Annotated in this window: 22 protein-coding genes and 2 tRNA genes; 16 read left to right on the forward strand and 8 right to left on the reverse strand. The window is 72.8% G+C overall.

What is annotated here, in order from left to right:
• Positions 1 to 68: 68 nt before the first annotated feature.
• Positions 69 to 2750 (forward strand): HNH endonuclease signature motif containing protein, encoded by a 2682-nt coding sequence (locus tag ESZ52_RS03955; protein WP_131103793.1) that lies wholly within the window; start codon positions 69 to 71, stop codon positions 2748 to 2750.
• Here the strand turns inward: ESZ52_RS03955 and ESZ52_RS03960 are convergent.
• The gene (locus ESZ52_RS03960; RefSeq protein WP_131103794.1) at positions 2747 to 3298 is read right to left on the reverse strand and encodes a DUF488 domain-containing protein; all 552 of its coding nucleotides are present in this window, start codon (positions 3296 to 3298) and stop codon (positions 2747 to 2749) included. The two genes, ESZ52_RS03955 and ESZ52_RS03960, sit on opposite strands and share 4 nt — an antisense overlap.
• A 193-nt stretch (positions 3299 to 3491) precedes the next feature.
• Here ESZ52_RS03960 and ESZ52_RS03965 point away from each other — a divergent pair, with 193 nt between their 5' ends.
• From ESZ52_RS03965 to ESZ52_RS03975, 3 genes are all read left to right on the forward strand, one after another.
• Positions 3492 to 4301, forward strand: coding sequence for an MBL fold metallo-hydrolase (locus ESZ52_RS03965; RefSeq protein ID WP_131103795.1), 810 nt, complete (start codon positions 3492 to 3494; stop codon positions 4299 to 4301).
• Positions 4302 to 4388: 87 nt separating this feature from the next.
• Positions 4389 to 5513, forward strand: coding sequence for a DNA glycosylase AlkZ-like family protein (locus ESZ52_RS03970; RefSeq protein WP_131103796.1), 1125 nt, complete (start codon positions 4389 to 4391; stop codon positions 5511 to 5513).
• A gap of 67 nt (positions 5514 to 5580) precedes the next feature.
• Positions 5581 to 7170, forward strand: coding sequence for a molybdopterin-dependent oxidoreductase (locus ESZ52_RS03975; RefSeq protein WP_131103797.1), 1590 nt, complete (start codon positions 5581 to 5583; stop codon positions 7168 to 7170).
• 13 nt (positions 7171 to 7183) lie between these two features.
• On the opposite strand, the gene ESZ52_RS03980 is transcribed toward ESZ52_RS03975, so the two are convergent.
• Entirely contained in the window at positions 7184 to 8449 is a 1266-nt protein-coding gene (locus ESZ52_RS03980) for an MFS transporter (RefSeq protein WP_131103798.1), read from the reverse strand.
• A 145-nt stretch (positions 8450 to 8594) separates the two neighbouring features.
• On the opposite strand from ESZ52_RS03980, the gene yczE reads away from it, so the two are divergent.
• The gene (gene yczE, locus ESZ52_RS03985; protein ID WP_131103799.1) at positions 8595 to 9317 is read left to right on the forward strand and encodes a membrane protein YczE; all 723 of its coding nucleotides are present in this window, start codon (positions 8595 to 8597) and stop codon (positions 9315 to 9317) included.
• On the opposite strand, the gene ESZ52_RS03990 is transcribed toward yczE, so the two are convergent.
• Positions 9217 to 9867, reverse strand: a complete 651-nt coding sequence (locus ESZ52_RS03990; protein WP_131103800.1) for an ArsR/SmtB family transcription factor — start codon at positions 9865 to 9867, stop codon at positions 9217 to 9219. The two genes, yczE and ESZ52_RS03990, sit on opposite strands and share 101 nt — an antisense overlap.
• A 79-nt stretch (positions 9868 to 9946) precedes the next feature.
• Here ESZ52_RS03990 and ESZ52_RS03995 point away from each other — a divergent pair, with 79 nt between their 5' ends.
• The gene (locus tag ESZ52_RS03995) at positions 9947 to 11194 is read left to right on the forward strand and encodes an MFS transporter (RefSeq protein WP_131103801.1); all 1248 of its coding nucleotides are present in this window, start codon (positions 9947 to 9949) and stop codon (positions 11192 to 11194) included.
• Between the two features lie 4 nt (positions 11195 to 11198).
• On the opposite strand, the gene ESZ52_RS04000 is transcribed toward ESZ52_RS03995, so the two are convergent.
• Entirely contained in the window at positions 11199 to 11480 is a 282-nt protein-coding gene (locus tag ESZ52_RS04000; protein WP_131103802.1) for a DUF7218 family protein, read from the reverse strand.
• Between the two features lie 74 nt (positions 11481 to 11554).
• On the opposite strand from ESZ52_RS04000, the gene rph reads away from it, so the two are divergent.
• The 5 genes from rph to ESZ52_RS04025 all read left to right on the forward strand — a co-directional run bounded on the left by rph (position 11555) and on the right by ESZ52_RS04025 (position 16160).
• Positions 11555 to 12346: a ribonuclease PH gene (gene rph, locus ESZ52_RS04005; RefSeq protein WP_131103803.1), complete on the forward strand. Its 792-nt coding sequence runs from the start codon at positions 11555 to 11557 to the stop codon at positions 12344 to 12346.
• A complete protein-coding gene (locus ESZ52_RS04010; protein ID WP_131103804.1) occupies positions 12340 to 13026 on the forward strand; it encodes a non-canonical purine NTP pyrophosphatase in 687 nt (228 codons plus the stop codon). Before rph ends, ESZ52_RS04010 begins: the two co-directional genes overlap by 7 nt.
• A gap of 193 nt (positions 13027 to 13219) precedes the next feature.
• Positions 13220 to 14314, forward strand: coding sequence for a threonine synthase (gene thrC / locus ESZ52_RS04015; protein ID WP_131103805.1), 1095 nt, complete (start codon positions 13220 to 13222; stop codon positions 14312 to 14314).
• A 7-nt stretch (positions 14315 to 14321) separates the two neighbouring features.
• Complete coding sequence (locus tag ESZ52_RS04020; protein WP_131103806.1) at positions 14322 to 15260, forward strand: homoserine kinase; 939 nt, start codon at positions 14322 to 14324, stop codon at positions 15258 to 15260.
• A gap of 36 nt (positions 15261 to 15296) precedes the next feature.
• Positions 15297 to 16160 carry a PhzF family phenazine biosynthesis protein gene (locus tag ESZ52_RS04025; RefSeq protein ID WP_131103807.1) on the forward strand — a complete coding sequence of 288 codons (864 nt, stop codon included), beginning with the start codon at positions 15297 to 15299 and terminating at the stop codon, positions 16158 to 16160.
• A gap of 37 nt (positions 16161 to 16197) precedes the next feature.
• Here ESZ52_RS04025 and ESZ52_RS04030 read toward each other — a convergent pair whose 3' ends face one another.
• On the reverse strand, positions 16198 to 17025 hold the full coding sequence (locus ESZ52_RS04030) for an SGNH/GDSL hydrolase family protein (RefSeq protein WP_131103808.1): 828 nt from the start codon (positions 17023 to 17025) through the stop codon (positions 16198 to 16200).
• 79 nt (positions 17026 to 17104) lie between these two features.
• Here ESZ52_RS04030 and ESZ52_RS04035 point away from each other — a divergent pair.
• A tRNA-Leu gene (locus ESZ52_RS04035) sits at positions 17105 to 17186 on the forward strand.
• Positions 17187 to 17351: 165 nt separating this feature from the next.
• Here the strand turns inward: ESZ52_RS04035 and bcp are convergent.
• Positions 17352 to 17828 (reverse strand): thioredoxin-dependent thiol peroxidase, encoded by a 477-nt coding sequence (gene bcp / locus ESZ52_RS04040; RefSeq protein WP_131103809.1) that lies wholly within the window; start codon positions 17826 to 17828, stop codon positions 17352 to 17354.
• A gap of 86 nt (positions 17829 to 17914) precedes the next feature.
• On the opposite strand from bcp, the gene ESZ52_RS04045 reads away from it, so the two are divergent.
• Positions 17915 to 18214 (forward strand): DUF3618 domain-containing protein, encoded by a 300-nt coding sequence (locus ESZ52_RS04045; protein ID WP_131103810.1) that lies wholly within the window; start codon positions 17915 to 17917, stop codon positions 18212 to 18214.
• Between the two features lie 30 nt (positions 18215 to 18244).
• On the opposite strand, the gene ESZ52_RS04050 is transcribed toward ESZ52_RS04045, so the two are convergent.
• A complete protein-coding gene (locus ESZ52_RS04050) occupies positions 18245 to 19435 on the reverse strand; it encodes a glycine C-acetyltransferase (protein ID WP_131103811.1) in 1191 nt (396 codons plus the stop codon).
• 10 nt (positions 19436 to 19445) lie between these two features.
• Positions 19446 to 20495, reverse strand: a complete 1050-nt coding sequence (tdh, locus tag ESZ52_RS04055) for an L-threonine 3-dehydrogenase (protein ID WP_131103812.1) — start codon at positions 20493 to 20495, stop codon at positions 19446 to 19448.
• Between tdh and ESZ52_RS04060 the strand changes: the two genes are divergently transcribed.
• The 3 genes from ESZ52_RS04060 to ESZ52_RS04070 all read left to right on the forward strand — a co-directional run bounded on the left by ESZ52_RS04060 (position 20494) and on the right by ESZ52_RS04070 (position 22534).
• Positions 20494 to 21174 carry a nucleoside/nucleotide kinase family protein gene (locus ESZ52_RS04060; RefSeq protein ID WP_131103813.1) on the forward strand — a complete coding sequence of 227 codons (681 nt, stop codon included), beginning with the start codon at positions 20494 to 20496 and terminating at the stop codon, positions 21172 to 21174. The genes tdh and ESZ52_RS04060 overlap by 2 nt on opposite strands.
• 65 nt (positions 21175 to 21239) lie before the next feature.
• A tRNA-Lys gene (locus ESZ52_RS04065) sits at positions 21240 to 21315 on the forward strand.
• Positions 21316 to 21388: 73 nt separating this feature from the next.
• Positions 21389 to 22534, forward strand: a complete 1146-nt coding sequence (locus tag ESZ52_RS04070) for a YihY/virulence factor BrkB family protein (protein WP_238154463.1) — start codon at positions 21389 to 21391, stop codon at positions 22532 to 22534.
• Positions 22535 to 22557 lie beyond the last annotated feature (23 nt).

Consider the following 22557-nt stretch of genomic DNA (forward strand, 5'->3'; position numbering starts at 1 on the left):
CGGGAGGGGGAGTTCCGGGCGGGGGTGCCGGGCCGGTTGTGGGCCCACTGGAGAGGGGGTGGTTGGGGATGAAGCGGGATGGGTCTCGTGAGGGTGCGGGGGCTTCGGCCGTCCCTGGCCTGCGGGGTGAGTTGGAGGCGGTGCTGGCGCGGGCGGGCCTGGATGCGGGGGCGGTGGCGGTGTTCGCGGACGCGGTCCTGCTCGCGGGGGCGGCGACGGCGGGTCGGCCGGTGGCGGGGGTGGAGGCAGGGTTTGTGCCGTTCTCCAGGCCGGCCCTGCCGGAGGGCATCACTCGTCAGTCCGATGAGGCCGGGGGTGAGGAGGCGGGGTCGGTGGATGGGTTGTGTGCGGTGGCGGATCGTGCGCAGACGGCGGTGGAGGCGGTGAACCAGGTCATTGCCCGCCTGGAGCGGGTGCGGCTGGTGGCGGTGGCTGAGGGGGTGAGCGCGATGGGCCGGGCCGAGCTGGCCCGTCGTGGGGTGTTGGACGTGGGGGAGTTGTCGGCGACGGGTCGGCAGCGGTGGCGGTGGCGGACCAAGGCGCGGGTGCGGCAGGACCTGACGCCGGCCACGGGCTGGTCGCGGGCGGAGACCGCGACCCTGGTCGGGGTGGCGACCGCACCGGTCGCGTTCCGGACCCCGGTGAACAGTGCCCTGTCCCGCGGGACCGTCACCTGGGCCCTGGTGCGTGGCCTGTGGCGGGCGTGTGACAAGGCGAAGCTGTCCGCGGCTGATGCCGCGCACGTGGCGAGCGTGATGCTGGCCGATGAGGCGGGCACGTGCGTCCCCGAACGCCTGGAGGCCGATGGGACCGTGACGAGGGCGCCGTGGGGGCATGGGGTGTTCTGGGCGGTGCTGGAGCGGGAGGTGGGCAAGGTCGCGGCCTGTCCCGACCCGGGCGACCAGGCGTCGGTGGAAGCGGCGGAGGCGGCGCGGGCGGCGCGGGAAGCGGCGTACCGGGCCCGGTCGATGTGGGTCCGGGTCAATGAGGACGGCACCGCGCAGGTGTGTTTCACCGGCACTGCCCTGAAGGTGCTGGCGTTGGGGGACCGGTTGGACAAGGCCGCGCGTGCTGCCCGCGGCGCCGGTGATGCACGGTCGGTGGCGCAGCTGGCGAACGATATCGGGATCGCCTTGTTGGGGCATGCGACGATCGGGGCGCACGAGCTGCCCGACCTGGACATCTTCAAGTCGACCCAGCCCGCGCCGGAGGATCTGGTCGCGGCCGGGTGGACACCACAGGTCATCGCGGCCCTGTCCGCCCTGCCCCCGGCGATCCTGCAGGTGATCGTGCCGCTGTTGGCGTTGCACGACCCCGCCACCGCCCACACCCTGCCCGGCGTCCACCGCACCACCACGACCCAGGACCCGCACGGGCACGCGGGCCAGGGTCCCGACGGGGCGTACGGAGCGACGGGCGATGAGGGCGGCGGCGCGGCGGGCGAGAGTGTCGGGCCGCCGGGTGAGGCAGTTGGCGGGGCGGCCCAAGAGGCAAGCGAAGGCTCCGGCGGTACAAGCATTGAGGCTGGGCATACGGGCGCACCGGGCTGCCCCGCCTGCCTGCCCTCGGTCCGTGCCGCCCGCAACCACGACATCGACCACGCCAGCAGGGCAGCCCGACAGGACCCCGGGGAGGACTCCGCCCACCGCGAGTGTCTGGGAGAGGACTCTGCCCGTGGCCGGGATCCGGACCGTGGGGAGGACTCTGCCCATCACCAGGGCCAGCGGAGGGTGCCGCGGGTGGCGTGGGTGGGTCGGGTGCTGGGCAAGCAGCCGAAGTTCCTCGGACCGGACCTGGTGCGGCGGCTCGCGTTGTCGCCGGGGAGCACGTTCGTGCGGCTCCTGGTCGACCCGGCCGACGGGCGGTGCCTGGAACGGTCGACCACGGCGTACAGCTTCGATGCGGCGATGCGGGCCCAGCTGGCCGCGGCCGACGTGACCTGCCGCGCACCGGGGTGTGACCACCACGCCGGCAGTTGTCAGGTCGACCACGTCATCCCGCACGGCACCGGCGGCCTCACGAGGGAGACCAATGGGCAGGTGTTGGACACCTGGCACCACGACCCCAAGACCGCGAAAGCCTGGGACGCGGTGCTGCACGCCAACCGTGACGTCACCTGGACCACCACCCTGTCCCGCGTGTACCGCACCCGGGTGCATGACTACCGGGAGCTGGTCACCCTCATGGTCGACGCCCTCGACCGCGTCGCCACCGTCGATGAGGACGACGTGGCCGGCCAGATCAACCGCGAGGTCTACCAGGCCCTGTGCTACCGGGGCGCCGGGGAGCGGTTGAACGAGGGCGATGACGACACCTGCGACGAGGCGCACCTGGCCCGGTTCGGGGGCGACATCACCATCGGCCTGTCCCACCGCGACCCCCTCACCGGGCGCCGTACCCCCGGCCCCGCACCCGCCGCCCGCGACCGGGCCGACGCCGCAGCAGCCCTCGCCCGCACCACCCCACCCAGCACCGCCCCACCCAGCAACGCCCCACTCAGCGCCGTGCCCGGCGATACCCGTGCAGGAGGCTCGTCCGGCGGTGACACCACCCCCGGGGACGGGGTGGCCGTCCAGGGCAAGACTTCCCCGGGCAGCGGACAACGGCAACCGCCTGCGACCAGTGACCAGGACAGGCCCCGCTACCCCGGCGGCCGCCGGTGGGGGCTCACCGACCGCCCCAAACCCGACCAGCAGGACCGGCAGACACCCTGGAGCCAACGCAGCGACGACGGCCCGCCACCCTTCTAGGTGCTAGGCCCGTCCCACACCACTTCTCCGTGGTCAGTCAGTCGAGCGCCTTCGCTCACCGGGTGGTCGGTGAGCCGGGAGGTGTGCATGAGGTGGCGGGTCGGGACGGCATACCGGAGGGTGGCGACATCGGCGACGATCCGGCGGTGGCACCGCCACCAGACCGCCTCGCTGCACATGATCACCGTGCACCGTGCCGCTGCGTCGGCGAGCAGCGCCTCCATGGCCTCGGCGTAGGTGGACGTGCGGGTGCCGGCGGCATAGGCGCGAAACTGGTCGACCCGCCACCACGGGTCAGGGCTTTGCGCGTCCTCCTCGGCGGTGAGCCGGCGACGCCCGCCGAGCCGTTCGTCCCAGCGGTAGTCGATGCCGCGCGCAGGGAGCCACTCCTCCAGTGCCTCTCGGCGGGCGTCCGGGTTGTGCCGGCTCCCGGGGAAACGGCGGACGTCGACCAGCAGCTGGACCCCTGCCTTCGTCAGCAGGTCACCGAGGCCTTCCCGGTCGAGAGTCCCGTGGCCCACGGTGAGCAGGCTTGGCCGGTCCTTCATGCCGGCCCATCTTAGGGAGCGGTCGGAAAAGTGTCGTCGCCGTGCGTCCCGTCTCGCATCTCTGCTTCGGGTCCTCATAGCGCGCAACCCCGATGCCCTCGCAACCCGATGCCCTTGCGCCCCCGGCCGCAACCCCACGGACCTTCGGCGCTTCCAGGACCTCGCAAACCCCCGAACTTGGCACCATGGGCGGATGGAACTCACCATCGTCGGCTGCTCCGGTTCTGTGCCCGGCCCGGACAGTCCCGCCAGCAGCTACCTCCTGACGGCCTCCGACGGCACGAGGGACTGGCGCATGCTGCTCGACCTCGGCTCGGGGGCGTTCGGGGCACTGCAGCGGCACATCGATCCGGACACCCTCGACGCGGTGGTCTTGTCCCACCTGCATCCCGACCACTGCCTGGACCTCACCGCACTCAAGGTCTGGCGCAGCCATGGCCCCGGCGGGTCTGGCGCCGACCTCCCTGTGTACGGACCGACCGGCGCGGCGGAGCGGATGGCTCGCGCCAACGGGGTGGACAAGCCGTCGCCGATGTCCGGTATGACGTTCCGCACCCTCTCGGATGGGCAGGCCTTCACCCTCGGGCCGTTCGGGATCACGCCCTACCGGGTGCGGCACCCCGTCACCACCTTCGGGCTGAGGGTGGAGGCGGACGGCGCGGTCTTCGCCTACACCGGGGACACGGACACCTGTCCCGGACTGGTGCCGCTCATGGCTGGGGCGGACCTCGTGCTGGCGGAGGCAGCCTTCGTCGAGGGGCGGGACACGGCGCGAGGCCTGCACCTGACGGGACGCCGCGCCGCCGAGGCTGTGGTCGAGGCCGAGGAGCGAGGCCCGGTTGGTCGGCTGCTGCTCACCCATCTGCCGCCCTGGACCCCGCCGGAGGTCGTGCTCGGTGAGGCCCGGGAGATCTGGGACGGCCCGACGGAGGTCGTGCGGCCCGGCGAGACCTACCGGGTCGAGCCGACGAACGGCACGCGCGGGGCAGCGAGAGTGCCGTGACCCCGCACGGTGTGGTGGTCGCCGCGTCCGGCAGGCTCGCAGGGTCCGTGGCCGTGTCGTGAGCGCGACGGGGCGGGTGCCAGTGACATGACCGGGACGGTGCAGGCATCGGTGTCGTGGGAGCAGGCGCTGTCGTGGCGGCTGTCGCGGCATCTCCTGGACCCCGCCGGCGCCGAGTCTGCCGCCGGAGTGGTGCGTCGTCTCGGCGCGGTGCTCTCGATGGACGAGACGCTTGCCGAGCTCGCCTTACGCACCCGCAGCGCAACGATCCCGCCTGGCGGGCTCGGGGCCGCGCTGGCAGCAGGCGAGGTGATCAAGGCTTTCGCGTTCCGTGGTGCGGTGCACTATCTCTCGCCCGAGGAGGGCGGCGTCTACCTGGCTCTCCGCGCGGCGGGCCGCCAGTGGGAGCTGCCCAGCTGGGTCGAGCACTACCAGCTCACCGCAGCCCAGTGGCCGGACTTCCGGGCCGCGGTGCAGGACGCCGTCGCCGACGGGCCGTTGACCTCGCGCGAGATCGGTGAGGTGCTCGCCCGGCACCGGGACTACCGGCACCTGCAGCCAGTCTTCGACGAGGGCGCCGCCACCCTGATCAAGCCGCTGACGTGGCAAGGAGACGTGAGCATCGGTCCTCCACGCGGCGGCAGGCTCACGCTGCAGCGGCTCGACGGCAACCCGCGCTGGGCAGGCATCCCTGACCTGGACGACGCAGGTCCGCGCGCGATCCTCGCCTACCTCGGCACCTACGGCCCGGCGACCTTCGACCACATCCACTACTGGCTGGGCGCCGGCCTCAGCGCGGGCCGGCGACGGCTGGTGGCCTGGTGGGACGGCCTGGCCGGCCGCCTCGCCGAGGTCGACGTCGCAGGGACCAGGGCGTATGTCGTGCGGGAGCAGCTCGACGCCATGCTGGCCGCGCGGCCCTCGGAAGCGGTCCGGCTCCTGCCGGGCCATGACCAGTGGGTCATCGGCCCGGGTACCCGGGACACCCCCGTCACCCCGACGTCCCTCCGGCAGCTCATGACCCGCAAGGCCAACCCGGTCGTCCTCGGCGGCGTCGTCCGCGGCACCTGGGTCCGCAAGCACGACCGGCTCACCGTGCACTGCCTCGACGGCGGGCCGGCGCCGACGGAGGAGCTGCGGCAGGAGGCGGACCGGCTGGCCGGGATCCTGGGCGTCGACCTGCAGCTGAGCGTGGTCGCCGGGCACGGATGACGACGTGCCGGTGCCGGACAGCCGCATGGGACCGGACAACGTCCAGGCTTGAGGTGGACACTGCAGCATGGACACCCGCACCGTGCGCCGTGCGCCCGACTCCCGTGCCGCGGGCCTGAGCGGCGTCGCGGCCGGGGCCATCACCCTCGGCACCGCCGAGCTGCTGGCCGCAGCCTGGTCCGGGCCGCTGGCCAGCGCGGGCACGCCCTCACCCCTGCTGGCGGTGGGCGCTGCGTTCGTGGACCGGACGCCCGCCTGGCTCAAGGACTGGGCCATCGCCACCTTCGGGACCGCGGACAAGCTCGCGCTCGGGATCGGTATGGCGCTCGTCCTCACCGCTGCCTGCGCTGCCCTGGGGCTGCTCGCAGCACGCCGCAAGACTCTGGCCCAGGTCCTCTTCGTCGCGGTGGCTGCCCTCGGCATGGCCGCGGTGCTGAGCCGGCCGGACAGTGGGCTGCTGGACGCCGTGCCGACCGTCGTGGGGGCAGCAGTCGGCACCTGGCTGCTGGGGAGGCTGAGCGAGAAGGATCAGACGGTTCGGCATCCCTTGGCCGCAGCCACGCCTGTTGCTGAGCCCATGCCGGTCGGCGCACCCCGTCGCGAGGTGTTCCGCGCCGCGGGCGGCCTGACCGCGCTCGGGCTGGCCGGGATCGCGGTCGGCACCGGCGGCAGCGGCGTCCTGCGGACAGCCGGCCCCGCCACACCGACGGTCCCGCTGCCGCGTCCGAGCCGCTCGGTCAGCGTCCCGGACGCCGCGGTGAGCAACACGCCGGGGCACACGGCATACCTCACCCCGAACGACGCCTTCTACCGCATCGACACAGCCTTGCGGGTGCCCCGGGTGAACCCGGAGAGGTGGACGCTGCGGGTGACCGGCCTGGTCGAGCGGGAGCTCGAGATCACGTATGCCGACCTGCTGGCGGAGGAGCACGTCGAGGCGCTCGTCACGCTCACCTGCGTGAGCAACGAGGTCGGTGGCGACCTGGTCGGCAACGCCCGTTGGCAGGGATGGCCGGTGCGTGAGCTCTTGGCGCGGGCAGGGGTGGCGCCCGAGGCAGACATGGTGCTCTCCCGCAGCGTCGACGGATGGACGGCCGGTACCCCGCTCGAGGCGCTCACCGACGACCGCGACGCCCTGCTGGCGGTGGCGATGAACGGGGAGCCGCTGCCCGCACGGCACGGGTATCCCGTCCGGCTGGTCGTGCCGGGGCTCTACGGCTACGTCTCGGCGACCAAGTGGGTGACCGAGCTCAAGGTGACGCGGTTCGACGCCGACGAGGGCTACTGGACGCCGCGCGGCTGGTCGGCCCTCGGGCCGATCAAGACGGCCTCGCGGATCGACGTGCCGCGCTCCGGTGCCCGGGTCCCGGTGGGGGAGGTGGTCGTCGCCGGGGTGGCGTGGGCCCAGCAGCGCGGCGTGGAGCAGGTCGAGGTGCAGGTCGACGACGGCCCGTGGCAGGCCGTGGAGCTGCTGGCGGAGCCGTCGGTGGACGCCTGGCGGCTCTGGCGCTGGACGTGGCCCGACGCGACACCGGGCCGGCACCGGCTCCGGGTGCGGGCCACCGACGGGACCGGCGAGGCGCAGACCGACCAGGTCGCCCGACCCGCGCCGGACGGTGCCAGCGGGTGGCACGAGGTGAGCGTCCGCGTCGCCTGACCGAGGCCACAGATCAGCGCGAGCTGAGCTCCGGACGCTGCGGCACCGGCTCACGGCTGGGCCGCGCGCGGTCGGTCCGGGTGAGCAGGCGGTAACCGAAGACGGCGAACGCACAGGCCAACGCGGTCGCGCCGACCGACACCGCGAGAGCCGGCCGGTGACCACCGAGGTCGGCGAGCCGGCCGGCGAGGGCGGCGCCCACGGCATACCCGGTGCCGGTGGACGCGGCAAGGATGGTCATCGCCGCGCCCAGCCGCTCAACGGGCGTGGCCCGCTCGGCGAGGGTGAAGGTGGTGATCATCGACGGCGCGATCGCCACGCCCAGGCCGAGCAGGGCGAAGGCCAGGCCGACCAGGGTGTCGACCAGCAGCAGGGGCAGGGCGAGCACCAGCATCGAGACGGTGAACACACGCAGCCGCTGGGGGTAGGCGAACCGCTCGGGCAGGGCCACCACCAGCAGGCCGGCGATGACGCTCCCGACGCCGAGCAGGCCGTGCAGCAGACCGGTAAGGCCGGGCTCGCCGGCCTGGGTGGCCAGCACGGAGGTGCCGGTCTGCACCGAGCCGAAGACCATGCCGACGGACAGCTGGGTCGCGGCCAGGAGCAGGAGCGCCGGGGTGAGCAGTCGGCCCCGACCCGCTCCGGTGAGCGCCGAGGGGGTGACCAGGGCACCGGTCGGGTGGACGGCGAACCAGGTGGCGAAGACGCCCAGCAGGACGGCGGCCACGGCCAGCGCGGCCATCGGGTTGAGCAGCGCGGCGATGACGCCGACGACCGCCGGGCCGAGCACGAAGGAGGCCTCGTCGGCAGCGCCCTCGTAGGAGAAGGCGGCGTCCATGACGCGGGGATCCTCGCTGCCGGCCGCGCGGCTGATCGGCCGCCAGCGCACGCGCGCCATGGTGCCGACCTGGGGGATGAAGGCGCCGCCGAGGGCCGCCACCACGGGCAGCGGCCACCACGGCTCACCCTGGACGTGCGAGGCGGTGAGGACGGCCAGCACGCCCAGCCCGATGGCGCCCACGATGCTCTGGACGAGCAGGACGGGGCGCTGGCCGACCCGGTCGGTGAGGGAGCCGGCGATGGGCGCCCCGATCGCGTTGGCGACCGCCAGGGCCCCGGCGGTGGTGCCCCCGGCGCCGTAGGAACCGGTCGCCGCGGTGACCGCGAGCAGTGCCGCGATCTGCGACATCGCCAGCGGCAGGCGGCCGATGAAGGCGACGGCGACGTAGAGGGGGCCGGTGAGACCGAACAACCGGCGGTAGGACTGCGCAGGAGACATCCGGGAAGGAGACCTTTCGGGGCAAGGGTCCGTCGAAGGAGGTGTGCGTCGTCCCTGCCTCCCGACGCACGGGACCCTTTCATTGCAACTTCTGATGGTACCCCACCCGCGCAGGCCCGGGAGAGGCTCGACATACGCTTCGCCCATGACGAGCCATCGACACGGGCGAGGGGCTGCCCGGGCGGCCGACCCACGCCGCCAGCTTCTGGCACTGGGTCCGCTGGAGCAGCTGCGCGCCGGGCGGTTGGGTCTGCGGATCCCGCAGCTGATCCTGGGGCTGGTGCTCTACGGCATCTCCATGGCTCTGCTCATCCGCGGTGCGCTGGGGGTCATGCCCTGGGACGTGCTGCACCAAGGCCTGGCCCGGCACGTGCCGCTGACCTTCGGCCAGATCGTCATCGCCACCTCGCTGGTGGTCCTGCTGATCTGGCTGCCGCTGCGCCAGTCGCCCGGCCTCGGCACCGTGGCCAACGCGGTCATGGTCGGGCTGGTCGTCGACCCGGTCCTGTCCTGGTTGGACCAGCCGGAAGGCTGGGGGTCCCGGATCGTGCTGATGGCAGCCGGGCTCGTGCTCAACGCCCTGGCGACCGCGATGTACATCGGTGCCCAGCTGGGACCCGGGCCCCGCGACGGGCTGATGACCGGCCTGGCGAGAACGACGGGCCGCTCGATCCGGCTGGTGCGCACCCTCATCGAGGTCGGGGTCGTCGTCGTCGGCTTCCTCTTGGGCGGGGTCCTCGGCGTCGGGACCGTGCTCTACGCCCTCTTCATCGGTCCGCTGACCCAGGCGATGCTGCCGTGGCTCGTGGTGCCGATCCGGCCTCCCCGGCAGGAGCCCGCCCCAGGTCTGCCTCAGCCACCACGGTGAGGAAGTCCCAGTCCTGACGCACCTGGCCGTCCTCCGGCTCGGTCTCGTGCAGCCTCTGCCGCAGCCGGCGGACGACGGCCTCCAGCTCCTCGACGAACTGGTCCATCTCCGCGCGGGTGGCGCTCAGGGTGCCCAGGCTGAGCGCGGCCCGCTGCACCTCGTCCCGCCCGCTGCTCCACTCCACCGCCCAGAGCATCGCGTTGCGGACCAGCTGCTGCAGGTCGATGCCGGCCTGGTCGAGGTACGCGCGCAGGGCCGGCTCGTCCTCCTCGCCCAGGGTGCCCGGGTCGGGGACGCTGAAGCCGTCGCCCGCCGCGACCCAGACCCGGTCGCGGCGGTCCCGGGCGTGCTCGGGCGCCTCGACGATCATCCCGGCCTCGGCCAGCGTGCGCAGGTGGAAGCTCACCGAGTTGGCCGGCACGTCCAGCTGTCGGGCCAGGTCCACGGCCCGCATCGGCTGGTCGTGCCGCATCAGGCTGACGATGCGACGGCGCAGGGGGTGGGTCATCGCCTTGAGCATGGGGGAGGTCATCCGCACGTGGTCGGCCATGCGGGCAGGGTAACCGGCGGACCACCCAGGTGCGCAAGAACACTTGCGCAATTCTAGTTGCGCAATATATGTTGCGGGTATGTATCGACCCGCCCCTCCGGCAACGCCCTCGCTGTGGCGCCAACCGCGCTACCTGACCTGGCTGCTCACCGACACCGCGGTGGGCCTCGCGACGCAGGTGCAGTCCTTCGTGCTGCCCCTGATCGTCATCCTGCTCACCGCCGACCCGGCCCTGGCCGGGACCGTGGCCGCCCTCGGGGTCGGCGCCCGGGTGGCGACGACCCTGCTCGGCGGCGTGCTCGCCGACCGTCACGACCTGCGCCGGCTCATGGTCCTCAGCGGCGCGCTCGGCGCCGGGCTGGTGGCGCTCATGGCGCTCGCCTACGCCGCGGGGCTCGGGGTGACGGCGCTCGCCGTGCTCAACGCCCTCGCCGGCATCCGCGCCGGTCTGTTGGGCGTGGCCTCCGACGCGGCCCTGAAGCAGGTCGTCAGCAGCGCCCAGCTGCCGGTCGCCTCCAGCGCTAACCAGGCGCGGGACGCCGCCGTCCAGCTGGGGGCCGGGCCGGCCGGGGGTGCGCTCCTCGTCCTCGGCCCCGTGGCCGCGCTGCTCTCCACCGCGGTGGTCTTCGCCACCAGCGCCCTGTCCGCGCTGGCGCTCAGGGGCGACTTCCGGCCCGACCGTGACCCCTCGACCGCCGGCTCGGCCTGGCGGGAGGCGGCCGACGGGGTGCGCTGGCTCTGGGGGCAGCAGGTGCTGCGCCGGATCCTGTGCGTGGCGATGCTGCTCAACCTGGGGCTGACCAGCGGCGTCACCACCCTGGTCTACGGGCTCGGCGTGCAGGGGCTGGACCCCGCCCGGATCGGCCTGGTCACCACCGCGATCGGCTCGGCCATGCTGCTCGGCGCGGTGGCCGCGGCCCGGATCGTCCAGGACGTGCCCTCGGGCATCGTCGCGACGGTCGGGATGGCGATGGCGGGCCTGTCCGTGGCGGCGCTGCCGTTCGTGCCGGGCTTCTGGCCCACGCTGGCCGTGCTCTTCGTCGGCACCCTCGGCGCCCCGGCCTGCAACGCGGCCCTGATGAGCTACTTCATGCACCTGGTGCCGCGCCGGCTGCTCGGGCGCGCCCTCAGCGGCGCCACCCTGCTCACCACCGGGGCGGTCCCGCTCTCACCGGTCATCGCCGGCCTCGGCCTGGCCTGGGTGGGGCTCACCCCGACGCTGATGACCGCCGGGGCGATCTGCCTGCTGGCCGTGCTGGCCCTGCTCGTGGACCGTGGCCTGCGCACGCTGCCCCGTCCGGCGGACTGGCCCGAGCCGCAGGCCTGAGGGCTCAGTGGTTGCGCAGCGCGTCGATGAGCTCGTCCTTGGTCATCGAGGAACGCCCCTCGATGTCGAGCTCGGCGGCGCGCTTGCGCAGCTCCTCCACCGTCCGGTCCTCGTAGCTGCCGGCGTCGCCACCGCGCTCGCCGACCTCGCTGCGGGAGCTGTTGGCGGCGGCGTTGGCGATGCGGGCGGCCTTCTCCTTGGACGCCCCGTCGTCCCGCAGGGCCTCGTACATCTCCGGGTCCTTCACGCTCGGGCCCGGGTCCTCCTTCGTGTTCTTCTGCGCCATGAGCCCGACGGTATGCCGTCTCGTCCCGCGCGGCAGGCTGAGGCGGCGGGAGGGAACCGCATACCCTGAAGGGCATGACCCGCCACGACGGCCGCACGCCCGACCAGCTCCGCGACATCCGCTTCACCCGCAACTGGCTCGACCATGCCGAGGGGAGCGTGCTGGTCGAGTTCGGCCGCACCCGGGTGCTGTGCGCCGCCAGCTTCACCGCGGGGGTCCCGCGCTGGCGCAAGGGCAGCGGCAAGGGCTGGACGACGGCGGAGTACGCGATGCTGCCGCGCGCCACCCACACCCGCTCCGACCGCGAGTCGGTCCGCGGCCGGATCGGCGGGCGCACGCACGAGATCAGCCGGCTCATCGGCAGGTCCCTGCGGGCGGTCGTCGACCTGGACGCGCTGGGGGAGAACACCATCCAGATCGACTGCGACGTGCTGCAGGCCGACGGCGGCACCCGCACCGCCGCGATCACCGGTGCCTACGTCGCGCTGGTCGACGCGATCGAGAACGCCCGCGCCAAGGGCCTGATCCCCAAGGGCAAGGAGCCGATGACCGGGTCCGTGTGCGCGGTCAGCGTGGGGGTCGTCAAGGGCGAGCCGGTGCTGGACCTGGACTACGTGGAGGACGTCGACGCCGACACCGACATGAACGTGGTGATGACCGGGGACGGCCGGTTCGTCGAGGTCCAGGGGACGGCCGAGGGGGTGCCCTTCGACCGGGAGCTGCTCGACGCCCTGCTGGACCTGGCGGCCGAGGGCTGCGCCGAGCTCACGGCCCGGCAGGCGATGGCCTTCGGCGGGGACGACATGGGCGGGGCCGACTCGCACGAGTCGGGCGCCGCCATCGACCTCGGCCCGCCCACGTGGTGACCCAGCGTCGCCTGGTCCTGGCCACCCGCAACGCGCACAAGGTCGGCGAGCTGCGCGACATCCTCGCCGACGTGCTGCGGTCCACCGGGCTCGAGCTGGTCGGGCTGGACGCCTTCGAGGGCCTGGAGGACGTGGTCGAGTCCGGCGTCACCTTCGCCGAGAACGCCCTGCTCAAGGCCCGGTATGCCGCCGCGGCCACCGGACTGCCGGCGCTCGCCGACGACTCGGGGCTGGCGGTCGACGTCCTGGGTGGCGCGCCCGGTGTCTTCTCCGCACGGTGGTCCGGGCCGCTGGCCGAGGCGACCGGAGTCGCCAAGGACGAGGCCAACAACCAGCTGCTCCTGGCCCAGCTCGCCGACGTGCCGGACGAGCACCGGGACGCCGGTTTCGTCTGCGCCGCGGCCCTGGTCGTGCCCGGCCGGGAAGGGACCAGCGCCGGCGCCAGCGCCGGCGACACGGCGGAGGTGGCGGACATGACGGCGGTGGTCCGTGAGGGCACCTGCCGCGGGGTGCTCGCGCACGAGCCCCGAGGAACCCAGGGTTTCGGCTACGACCCGCTCCTGGTCCGTCCGGACGGCCGGACCCTCGCCGAGCACACCGCCGAGGAGAAGAACGCGATCTCCCACCGCGGCGCCGCCTTCCGCGAGCTGGCCGGAGACATTGAGCGGCTCCTGGGCTGAGCAGCAGCTCGTCCACCTCACCGACTGCTGCGACGGTGCACGCCCGGACGCCTTGAGGCGTGCACACCCGCGTCACTCGGGAAGGCCGAGCTGACCGACCACGCCCCAGCCCCCTGCCGAGCCGCGGTTCGCTCGGTGGGGGCCCACCCCATACCCTTGCCCTGACCCCACGGCACCTGCAGAAGAGGAACCCATGGCGCACCAGTGGCGCGGCGTGATCGCCGAGTATGCCGACCGGCTGCCGGCCGGCCTCACCGAGCAGGTCGTTACCCTGCGCGAGGGCGGCACGCCGCTCATCCCGGCCGAGCACCTCTCCGAGCTGGTGGGGGCGCAGGTGCACGTGAAGTACGAGGGGCTGAACCCGACCGGGTCGTTCAAGGACCGGGGGATGACCGCGGCGATCAGCGACGCGGCCCGCAAGGGTGCCCGCGCTGTGATCTGCGCCTCGACCGGCAACACCTCGGCCAGCGCCGCCGCCTACGCGACCAAGGCCGGCATGACCTGCGGCGTGCTGGTGCCCGAGGGCAAGATCGCGATGGGCAAGCTCTCCCAGGCGATCGCGCACGGTGCCACGCTCATCCAGGTCGACGGCAACTTCGACGACTGCCTGACCGTGGCCCGCAAGCTGGCCGAGGCCTACCCGGTCGAGCTGGTCAACAGCGTCAACCCCGCCCGGATCGAGGGCCAGAAGACCGCCGCCTTCGAGATCGTGGACGCGCTCGGCGACGCCCCGGACATCCACTGCCTGCCGGTCGGCAACGCCGGCAACATCACGGCCTACTGGCAGGGCTACCGGGAGTATGCCGACGCCGACGCCCCGGGAGCCGGTGGGGTCGCGGTGGCCACGCGGCGGCCGCGGATGTTCGGCTTCCAGGCCGCCGGGGCGGCCCCGCTCGTCCTGGGTCACCCCGTGGACGAGCCGGAGACGGTCGCGACGGCGATCCGGATCGGCAACCCGGCGTCCTGGGACCAGGCCGTCGCGGCGCGCGAGGAGTCCGGGGGCCTGATCGACGCGGTGACGGACGAGGAGATCCTGTCGGCGCACCGTCTGCTCTCCTCCCGCGAGGGCATCTTCGTCGAGCCGGCGTCGGCAGCCTCGGTCGCCGGGCTGCTCAAGGCGCACGACGCAGGGCTGGTGCCCGCCGGCTCGACGGTCGTGTGCACGGTGACCGGCCACGGTCTGAAGGACCCCCAGTGGGCGCTCCGCAACGCCGACGGCGAGGAGGTCGAGCCGGTGCGGGTCAGCGTCGACGTGGTCAGCGCCGCCGACGCGCTGGGGCTGGGGTGAGCCGAGGATGACCTTCGCCCTGCGGGCCGGGTCGTCGGTGTCGGTGCGGGTCCCGGCCAGCTCGGCCAACCTCGGCCCAGGCTTCGACACGGTGGGGCTGGCGCTCGGGCTGCACGACGAGTATGCGGTGCAGGTGCTGCCGGAGCCCGGTCACCTCGAGGTCCTGCTCGAGGGGGAAGGGGCGGGGCAGCTCCCCACCGACGAGCGGCACCTGGTGGCCACGCGGCTCCGGGAGGCGCTGGAGGCCGGTGGCATCGGCTGGCTGGACGGCTACGGGCTGCGGCTGACCTGCCGCAACACCATCCCGATGTCCGCCGGTCTGGGGTCCTCCGCCGCGGCGATCGTGGGCGGGTTGGGCCTGGGCTTCGCCCTGGTCCGGGGCGGGGACCTCACCGAGGCGGACCTGGGGCTGGTCAACACGCACGCCGGGGTGGCGGAGGGCCATCCCGACAACTCCTCCGCCTCCGTCTACGGCGGCCTCACCGTGTCCTGGATGCCGTCGCCGCAGGTGGTGCGGACCGCGCGGCCGACGCTGCACCCGGACGTCGTCCCCGTCGTGCTGGTCCCGGCCGGTCGCCGCCTGGACACGGCCCTGGCCCGCTCCGTCCTGCGCCCGCAGGTTGCGAGGGCCGATGCGATCCGCCAGGCCGGCCGGGCCGCCCTGCTCGTGCACGCCCTCACCACCGAGCCGGCGCTGCTGCTGGACGCGACGGAGGACTGGCTGCACCAGGAGCAGCGGCGGCAGGTCTACCCGGTGACGATGGGAGCGGTCGAGACGTTGCGGGCGCTCGGCCATGCAGCGGTCGTCTCCGGCGCCGGGCCGACCGTGCTCTGCCTCACCACGCGCGAGCTGGCCGACGTCGTGATCGGGGAGGCCCGCTCGTGGGGTCGGGACTGGAAGGTGGTCGCCCCCGGGGTGCCGGCCGTGGGGCTGCAGTTGGTGTGAGCGGAGGTCTCCTCCGGTGGTGCGAGGATGCACGGCATGACCACGCAGACCCCGCCCACCACCTTGCGCTTTTCCCAGGTCGACGTCTTCAGCGGCAGCGGGCTGCACGGCAACCCGGTCGCCGTGGTCCACGACGCCGACGGGCTGTCGGAGGAGACGATGGCCCGGTTCGCCCGCTGGACCAACCTGTCCGAGACCACCTTCCTGCTGCGCCCGACCGACCCCGCCGCCGACTACCGCGTCCGCATCTTCACCACCGGCGGCGAGCTGCCGTTCGCCGGCCACCCCACCCTGGGCAGCGCCCACGCCTGGTTGGAGGCGGGCGGGGTGCCGCGGGACCCCGACCGGGTCGTGCAGGAGTGCGGGGTCGGGCTGGTGCCCGTGCGCCGGGGCGAACGGCTGGCCTTCGCCGCGCCGCCGCTGCTGCGCTCGGGGCCGGTGGACGCCGAGCACGCCGCCCGGGTGCGGCAGGCCCTGGGCCTGAGCGAGGAGCAGGTGCTGCGGATGGCCTGGGTCGACAACGGCCCCGGCTGGGTCGGGATCGAGCTGGCCAGCGCCGAGGAGGTGCTGGCCGTCGAGCCCGTCCTGCACCTCAGCGGGCAGCTCAAGGCGGGGCTCGTCGGCCGCTGGCCAGACCCCGAGGCGGCGGGCAAGGACGTCGAGGTGCGGGCCTTCTACGGCGACGGCGCCGACTTCATGGAGGACCCCGTCACCGGCAGCCTCAACGCCGGGCTGGCGCAGTGGCTGATCGGCGAAGGGCGTCTGCCCGAGCGGTATGTCGCGGGGCAAGGCTCGCGGTTGCGTCGCGACGGCCGGGTGCACGTGGAGAGGGAGGCTGGGGAGGTCTGGGTCGGCGGCGACGCCACCGTGACCATCAGGGGAGGGGTCCTGCTCCGGTGATCGTCCGCGTGACCGCGGGCCGGTGGCCCGGTGGGCGTCACCGCAGGCGGCTGGGGTTGATCTGCGAGCGCAGCGCCACGCCATAGGCGTGCTGACCCTCCGCCGTCGGGTGCAGGGGAACGGGCTGGTCCAGGCCGGTGAGCCAGGCGTCGTGGGCGTTGACCCCGTGACCGGTGAACCTGCCGGTCACGTCCACGAACTCGAAGCCGTGGTCCGCTGCGGCGTCCGCGATGACCGTGTTGAGCAGGTCGGCGCCGGCGTTGAGCAGCCCCTGCTCGGTCACCGAGATCGTCGCCGACAGCTGCGGGAGGGGGATAAAGTTGCCGTGCTCGGGGGAGAAGAGGCGGGGGTAGCCGGTGACGACCACGTGGGCGTCCGGGGCTGCGGCACGGACCTGGGTGTAGGCGGTGTCCAGGGCGGCCGGGAGCTGCTGCTCGATCGTCTGTGAGGTGCCCTGGACGGCCTGGGCGCACTGCGCCTCGGTCCCCACCAGGCAGGCGGTGACGGCCGCCGACCAGCCGATGTCGTTGCCCCCGATCGAGACCGTGACCAGGTCGGTGCCGGGGCTCAACGCAGTCATCTGCGTGGCCAGCATGCTGGGGATCGTGGCGCCGGCGCAGGCGGCGAAGTCGTCGAGGTCGATCCGCATCCGGCCGTCGAGGACGTGCGGGTGGGCCACGTCGGTGCGGCCGCAGTCGTCCTGGGCCGCCGCCGCACCCGAGCCCGCGGCGAACGAGTCGCCCAGGGCGTCATAGACGAACCGGTGCGGGGAGCCCGTGGCGGGGAAGGCGCTCGTCGCGGCGAGGGCCAGACCGCAGGCGGCGACTGCGAGGAGAGGACGGCGGCGCTGGGGAACGGTCTCCATCCTCGGAGGCTAGTGCGTGCGCCCTCCGGGTGCACGCCTCGACGGGTGCCGGGCGACGGGTCGTTAGGCTGACCCTCACGCGCTCGTGGTGGAACTGGCAGACACGCAGGATTTAGGTTCCTGTGCCTTCGGGTGTGCGGGTTCAAGTCCCGCCGAGCGCACCGACCGGACGCACCGTCCTCACCGACCGGACGCACCGTCCTCACCGACCGGAGGCACCGTCCTCACCGACCGGACGCACCGTCCTCACCGACCGGAGGCACCGTCTGCACGCACCGCACGTGAGTTTCATGCGCTTGGTCGGTGAGTTTTGTGCGCTTGGTCGGTCAGGCCGGCAGGTCGACCTTGAGCTGCTTGGCCAGGGAGGCCACGTGGCCCGTGGCGCGCACGTTGTACTTCGCCAGCTCGACCACGCCTTGCTCGTCGATGACGAAGGTGCTGCGGATGACGCCGACGACGGTCCGGCCGTAGTTCTTCTTCTCCCCGTAGGCGCCGTAGGCGGTGAGCATCTCCTTGTCGGGGTCGGAGAGGAGGGGGAAGGGCAGCGACTCCTTCTCGGCGAACGTGGCCAGCTTCTCCGGTGCGTCGGGGGAGACGCCCACGACGGCATACCCGTGCTGCTGGAAGACGGACTCGTTGTCGCGGAAGTCGCACGCCTGGGTGGTGCAGCCGGGGGTCATCGCGGCGGGGTAGACGTAGATGATCACCTTGCGACCGGCGAAGTCCGACAGGCTCACCGTCCGGCCGTCCGCATCGGACAGGCTCCAGGCGGGGGCGGGCTGGCCGGGCTCGAGTCGGGACATGGGGGTGACCTCCGAGAGTCGTCTTGGGGCAAGTTGGGTTATCGTCTCAAACGGACCGCTCATCTTCTCCACTGGAGGACCCGTACATGGCCGACACGCAGCCCGACCGCTCCATGAAGGAGATCGAGGCCGACATCGCCGCGACCCGCAACCGGCTGGCGCGCACCGTCGACGAGCTGGCCTACCGGGTGAGCCCCCAGACCCTCAAGGCCAAGGCCATCGCCGACGTGCAGGGCCGGGTCCAGGACGTCGCCGACCGGGCCAAGGACAAGGTCGTTGACCCTGACGGGGAGCCGCGCTACGAGAACATCGCCAAGGCGCTCGGCGGGGTCGCCGCGACGGCACTCACCCTGGGGAGCCTGCGCAGGCTGTTCAACCGGGGCTGAGCCGGACAGCGAGGCCACCTGGGGAGAGGGTCAGCCGACCTCGTCGCGCGCGGCGATGAAGGCGTCGACGCAGGCCCGGACGTCGTCCTCGGAGTGCGCGGCCGACAGCTGCACCCGGATCCGGGCCCGGCCGCGGGGGACGACCGGGTAGGAGAAGGCGATGACGTAGACGCCCTTGACGAGCATGGCGTCGGCGATCTGACTCGCCGTGCGGGCGCCGTCCTCGCCAGGGAACATCACCGGCACGATCGCGTGCTCGCCGGGCAGCAGCTCGAAGCCGGCCTCCGTCATCAGCTGCCGGAACAGCTCGGCGTTGCGGCGCAGCACGCGGCGGGGCTCGTCGGAGTCGCGGGCGAGCTGGATGGCCTTCAGCGAGCCGGCGACCACGGTCGGGGCGACCGCGTTGGAGAACAGGTAGGGCCGGGCCCGCTGCTTGAGCAGGTCGACGACCTCCTGGTGGGCGGCGACGAAGCCGCCGGACCCGCCGCCGAGGGCCTTGCCGAGGGTGCTGGTGATGATGTCGACCCGACCCATGACGCCGCAGGCCTCGTGGGAGCCGCGGCCCTTCTCGCCCACGAAGCCGGTGGCGTGGGAGTCGTCGACCATGACCATCGCACCGAACTCCTCGGCCAGGTCGCAGATCTGGGCCAGCGGGGCGAGGTAGCCGTCCATCGAGAACGCCCCGTCGGTGACGATGAGGATGCGCCGGGCCTCGCCCTCGCGCGCGGCCTCCAGCTGGGCCCGAAGGTCGTCCAGGTCGCGGTTCTGGTAGCGGAACCGCCGCGCCTTGGACAGGCGGACACCGTCGATGATCGAGGCGTGGTTGAGCTCGTCGGAGATCACCGCGTCCTCGGCGCCCAGGAGCACCTCGAAGATGCCGCCGTTGGCGTCGAAGCAGGAGGGGAAGAGGATCGAGTCCTCGGTGCCGACGAAGTCGGCGATCGCCCGCTCGAGGTCGCGGTGCTGGGTCTGGGTGCCGCAGATGAACCGGACCGAGGCCATCCCGAAGCCCCACTCGTCCAGGGCGTCCCGCGCGGCGCCGACGATCTCGGGGTGGTCGGCCAGCCCCAGGTAGTTGTTGGCGCAGAAGTTCAGCGCCTCGCCCTGGGTGGTGGCGATGTGGCTGCTCTGCGGCGTGGTGATCAGCCGTTCCTTCTTGGTCAGCCCGTCCGCCTCGATCTGGGCCAGCTCCGCGCGCAGCTGCTCCTTGACTCCATACATGTCTCTCTCCTCAGCTCCAGTCCATGATGACCTTGCCGACCTCGCCGGAGCGGGCGGCCGCGAAGGCGTCCTCCCACTGCTCGGCGGGGAAGCGGTGGGTGATGACCGAGCGGATCCGGTCGCGCAGCAGCTCCGAGGTCTGCAGCATGGCGGTCATCTTGTACCAGGTCTCGTACATCTCCCGGCCGTAGATCCCCTTCAGCGTGATCATGTGCGTGATCACCTTGCCCCAGTCGATCGCGTAGGGCTCGGCGGGCAGCCCCAGCATGGCCACCTTCGCGCCGTGGGTGCAGTTGTCGATGAGCTCGCTCATCGCGTGCGGGCTGCCGCTCATCTCCAGCACCACGTCGAAACCCTCGGTCATGCCCAGCCGCCGCTGCGCGTCCGCGACCCGCTCGCGGGAGACGTCGACGGCCAGGTCGGCACCGACCGCCCGCGCCTGCTCTAGGCGCGGTGCCGAGACGTCGGTCACCACGACATACCGGGAGCCGGCGTGCCGGGCCACCGCCGCGGCCATCACGCCGATCGGCCCCGCACCGGTGATGAGCACGTCCTCGCCCTCCAGCGGGAAGGACAGGGCGGTGTGCACGGCGTTGCCGAGCGGGTCGAAGACGGCACCCAGGTCCGGGTCGATGAGCTCGGGCTGGACCCAGACGTTGCTGTGCGGCACGACCACGTAGTCGGCGAAGCAGCCGTCGCGGTTGACCCCCAGGTTGGAGGTGTTGACGCACATGTGGCGGCGCCCGGCGCGGCAGTTGCGGCAGCGCCCGCAGATCACGTGACCCTCGACCGAGCAGCGTTGACCGACCTGCAGCCCGTAGCGGTCACCGGGCACCCCCTCGCCGAGCTCGACGATCTCGCCGTAGAACTCGTGCCCGACGACCAGCGGTGGCACGAGCATGGATGCCGCCCAGTCGTCCCAGGCCTCGATGTGCAGGTCGGTGCCGCACAGCCCCGCGCGCAGCACCCGGATCTTCACCTCGTCCGGTCCTGGGGAGGGCTCGGGGACATCGGTGAGGACCAGGCCGGGCCCGGCGCTGGGCTTGACGAGCGCGCGCATGGCCACCATCCTGACGTATCCGTCAAGGCGGATCACGGTCTGGGGTGGTCCGGTGACCTGCCGCTACGGTGGCGCGGTGGAGGCGAACGAGGATGACGTCGCCCGGGTGCTGGCCGCCGTGCGGCGGCGGCAGGCACGGGCGGGTGAGGCAGGGCAGGAGCAGGGGTATGCCGAGGGGTATGCCGCCGCCTCGCGCGGGCCGCTGGTCGTCGCCGTGGACGGTCCGAGCGGCTCGGGCAAGACGGTGCTGGGCACGGCCGTCGCCGCGCGGCTCGACGCCCCGCTGGTGCACATGGACGATCTCTTCCCGGGCTGGGACGGGCTCGTGGAGGCGCCCGCCCTGCTGGCCACCCAGGTGCTGGAGCCGCTCGCCCGGGGGGAGCGGGCGGCATACCGGCGCTGGGACTGGCACCGGGACGGCTGGGCGGAGGAGGTCGAGGTGCCGAGCACGCAGCTCCTCGTCGTCGAGGGGTGCGGCAGCAGCGTGGGGCCGGCGGCGCGGTACGTCGCGGTGGCGGTCTGGGTGGAGGCGGAGCGGGCCGAGCGGATGCGGCGAGGGCTGGCCAGGGACGGGGAGAGCTACCGCCCGCACTGGGAACGGTGGGCCGCCCAGGAGGACGTCCTCTTCGGTGCCGACCGGACGCGGGAGCGGGCGGACGTGCTGGTCCGCACGGGGTGATCCCCTGCGCCGGACCCGCGGATTCGTCGTGCGGCCGCACCGGTGGTAAAGTCGTTCGCTGTTGCGCGCTCATAGCTCAATTGGCAGAGCAGCTGACTCTTAATCAGCGGGTTCGGGGTTCGAGTCCCTGTGGGCGCACCATCGCACGACAGCAGCACGGGGCGGGTCCGGTTCGGGCCTGCCCCTTCTGCATCCCCGTGTCAGACTGCTGGACGTGAGTGACAGCCAGCATCGGGACACCATCGAACGCGGCAAGGACGACGGGAAGTTCGACCGGGCCAAGGACAACGCCCCGGACAACCCGAGCGACCTGCCCAAGTCCGACTGGAAGAGCGTGCTGAAGCGCACGATCTCCGAGTTCGGCAAGGACGGGGGGTCCGACCTGGCGGCGGCGCTGACCTACTTCGCCGTCCTGTCGCTGGCACCGATGATCCTGGCGCTGTCGACGCTGCTGTCCTTCTTCGGGCAGTCCGCGGCCGGGGAGGAGAACGGTGCGATCAACGAGGTGATCGACCAGCTGGGCGGGGAGCTGGGGGTGCAGCAGGACACGCTCGAGACGGTGAAGAGCTATATCGCCAGCATGGGCGAGTCCCAGGGCGCCGGCATCCTGCTGGTCGTGGGTCTGCTCGGCGCGCTGTGGTCGGCCTCCAACTACGTCAACGCCTTCAGCCGGATGATGAACAAGGTCTACGAGGTCGAGGAGGGTCGGCCGGTCTGGAAGCTGCGTCCGTGGCTGCTGGGCGTCACCCTGTTCCTGCTCCTGGGTGTGGTCACCATCATCCTCTCGGTCACCCTGTCCGGCGCCGTGTCCGAGGCGATCTTCGGCGCGATCGGCCTCTCCGGGACCGTGAACACGGTCTGGAACATCGCCAAGTGGCCGGTGATCGTGCTCATCCTCATGCTGATGGTCGCGGTGCTCTACTGGGCCACCCCCAACGTGAAGCAGCCGTCCTTCAAGTGGCTCTCGCCCGGAGCCGCGCTCGCGGTCATCGTGGCGATCCTGGCGGCGGCCGGGTTCTTCTTCTACCTCACCGGTTTCGGTGGCGAGGAGAGCTACAACGCCACCTACGGGGCCATCGGTGGTGTGATCATCCTGCTGCTGCTGATCTTCATCATCAACAACGTGCTGGTCCTCGGCGCCGAGCTGGACGCGGAGCTCGAGCGCGGCCGTGAGCTGGCCGCCGGGATGCCGGCGGAGGAGGACATCCTCCTGCCGCCCCGGGACATCAAGGGCACGGAGAAGAAGCAGGCCAAGCAGGCCGACCTGGTCCAGGATGCGCGCGAGCAGCGGATGACGGCCGCCGGCGAGCTGCGTCAGCAGGGCAAGGACGTCGGCCTCGAGGGTCGGGGCAAGGACTGAGGGAGCTTCGTCCAGCAGTCCCG

The sequence above is a fragment of the Ornithinimicrobium sufpigmenti genome, assembly GCF_004322775.1.
GTDB lineage: Bacteria > Actinomycetota > Actinomycetes > Actinomycetales > Dermatophilaceae > Ornithinicoccus > Ornithinicoccus sufpigmenti.

What these genes read in the sequence shown, in the direction of transcription:
- ESZ52_RS03955 (WP_131103793.1), top strand. Translation starts at nt 69, where the DNA reads ATGAAGCGGGATGGGTCTCGTGAGGGTGCGGGGGCTTCGGCCGTCCCT.
- ESZ52_RS03960 (WP_131103794.1), bottom strand. Translation starts at nt 3,298, where the DNA reads ATGAAGGACCGGCCAAGCCTGCTCACCGTGGGCCACGGGACTCTCGAC.
- ESZ52_RS03965 (WP_131103795.1), top strand. Translation starts at nt 3,492, where the DNA reads ATGGAACTCACCATCGTCGGCTGCTCCGGTTCTGTGCCCGGCCCGGAC.
- ESZ52_RS03970 (WP_131103796.1), top strand. Translation starts at nt 4,389, where the DNA reads ATGACCGGGACGGTGCAGGCATCGGTGTCGTGGGAGCAGGCGCTGTCG.
- ESZ52_RS03975 (WP_131103797.1), top strand. Translation starts at nt 5,581, where the DNA reads ATGGACACCCGCACCGTGCGCCGTGCGCCCGACTCCCGTGCCGCGGGC.
- ESZ52_RS03980 (WP_131103798.1), bottom strand. Translation starts at nt 8,449, where the DNA reads ATGTCTCCTGCGCAGTCCTACCGCCGGTTGTTCGGTCTCACCGGCCCC.
- yczE (WP_131103799.1), top strand. Translation starts at nt 8,595, where the DNA reads ATGACGAGCCATCGACACGGGCGAGGGGCTGCCCGGGCGGCCGACCCA.
- ESZ52_RS03990 (WP_131103800.1), bottom strand. Translation starts at nt 9,867, where the DNA reads ATGGCCGACCACGTGCGGATGACCTCCCCCATGCTCAAGGCGATGACC.
- ESZ52_RS03995 (WP_131103801.1), top strand. Translation starts at nt 9,947, where the DNA reads ATGTATCGACCCGCCCCTCCGGCAACGCCCTCGCTGTGGCGCCAACCG.
- ESZ52_RS04000 (WP_131103802.1), bottom strand. Translation starts at nt 11,480, where the DNA reads ATGGCGCAGAAGAACACGAAGGAGGACCCGGGCCCGAGCGTGAAGGAC.
- rph (WP_131103803.1), top strand. Translation starts at nt 11,555, where the DNA reads ATGACCCGCCACGACGGCCGCACGCCCGACCAGCTCCGCGACATCCGC.
- thrC (WP_131103805.1), top strand. Translation starts at nt 13,220, where the DNA reads ATGGCGCACCAGTGGCGCGGCGTGATCGCCGAGTATGCCGACCGGCTG.
- ESZ52_RS04020 (WP_131103806.1), top strand. Translation starts at nt 14,322, where the DNA reads ATGACCTTCGCCCTGCGGGCCGGGTCGTCGGTGTCGGTGCGGGTCCCG.
- ESZ52_RS04025 (WP_131103807.1), top strand. Translation starts at nt 15,297, where the DNA reads ATGACCACGCAGACCCCGCCCACCACCTTGCGCTTTTCCCAGGTCGAC.
- ESZ52_RS04030 (WP_131103808.1), bottom strand. Translation starts at nt 17,025, where the DNA reads ATGGAGACCGTTCCCCAGCGCCGCCGTCCTCTCCTCGCAGTCGCCGCC.
- bcp (WP_131103809.1), bottom strand. Translation starts at nt 17,828, where the DNA reads ATGTCCCGACTCGAGCCCGGCCAGCCCGCCCCCGCCTGGAGCCTGTCC.
- ESZ52_RS04045 (WP_131103810.1), top strand. Translation starts at nt 17,915, where the DNA reads ATGGCCGACACGCAGCCCGACCGCTCCATGAAGGAGATCGAGGCCGAC.
- ESZ52_RS04050 (WP_131103811.1), bottom strand. Translation starts at nt 19,435, where the DNA reads ATGTATGGAGTCAAGGAGCAGCTGCGCGCGGAGCTGGCCCAGATCGAG.
- ESZ52_RS04060 (WP_131103813.1), top strand. Translation starts at nt 20,494, where the DNA reads ATGGCCACCATCCTGACGTATCCGTCAAGGCGGATCACGGTCTGGGGT.
- tdh (WP_131103812.1), bottom strand. Translation starts at nt 20,495, where the DNA reads ATGCGCGCGCTCGTCAAGCCCAGCGCCGGGCCCGGCCTGGTCCTCACC.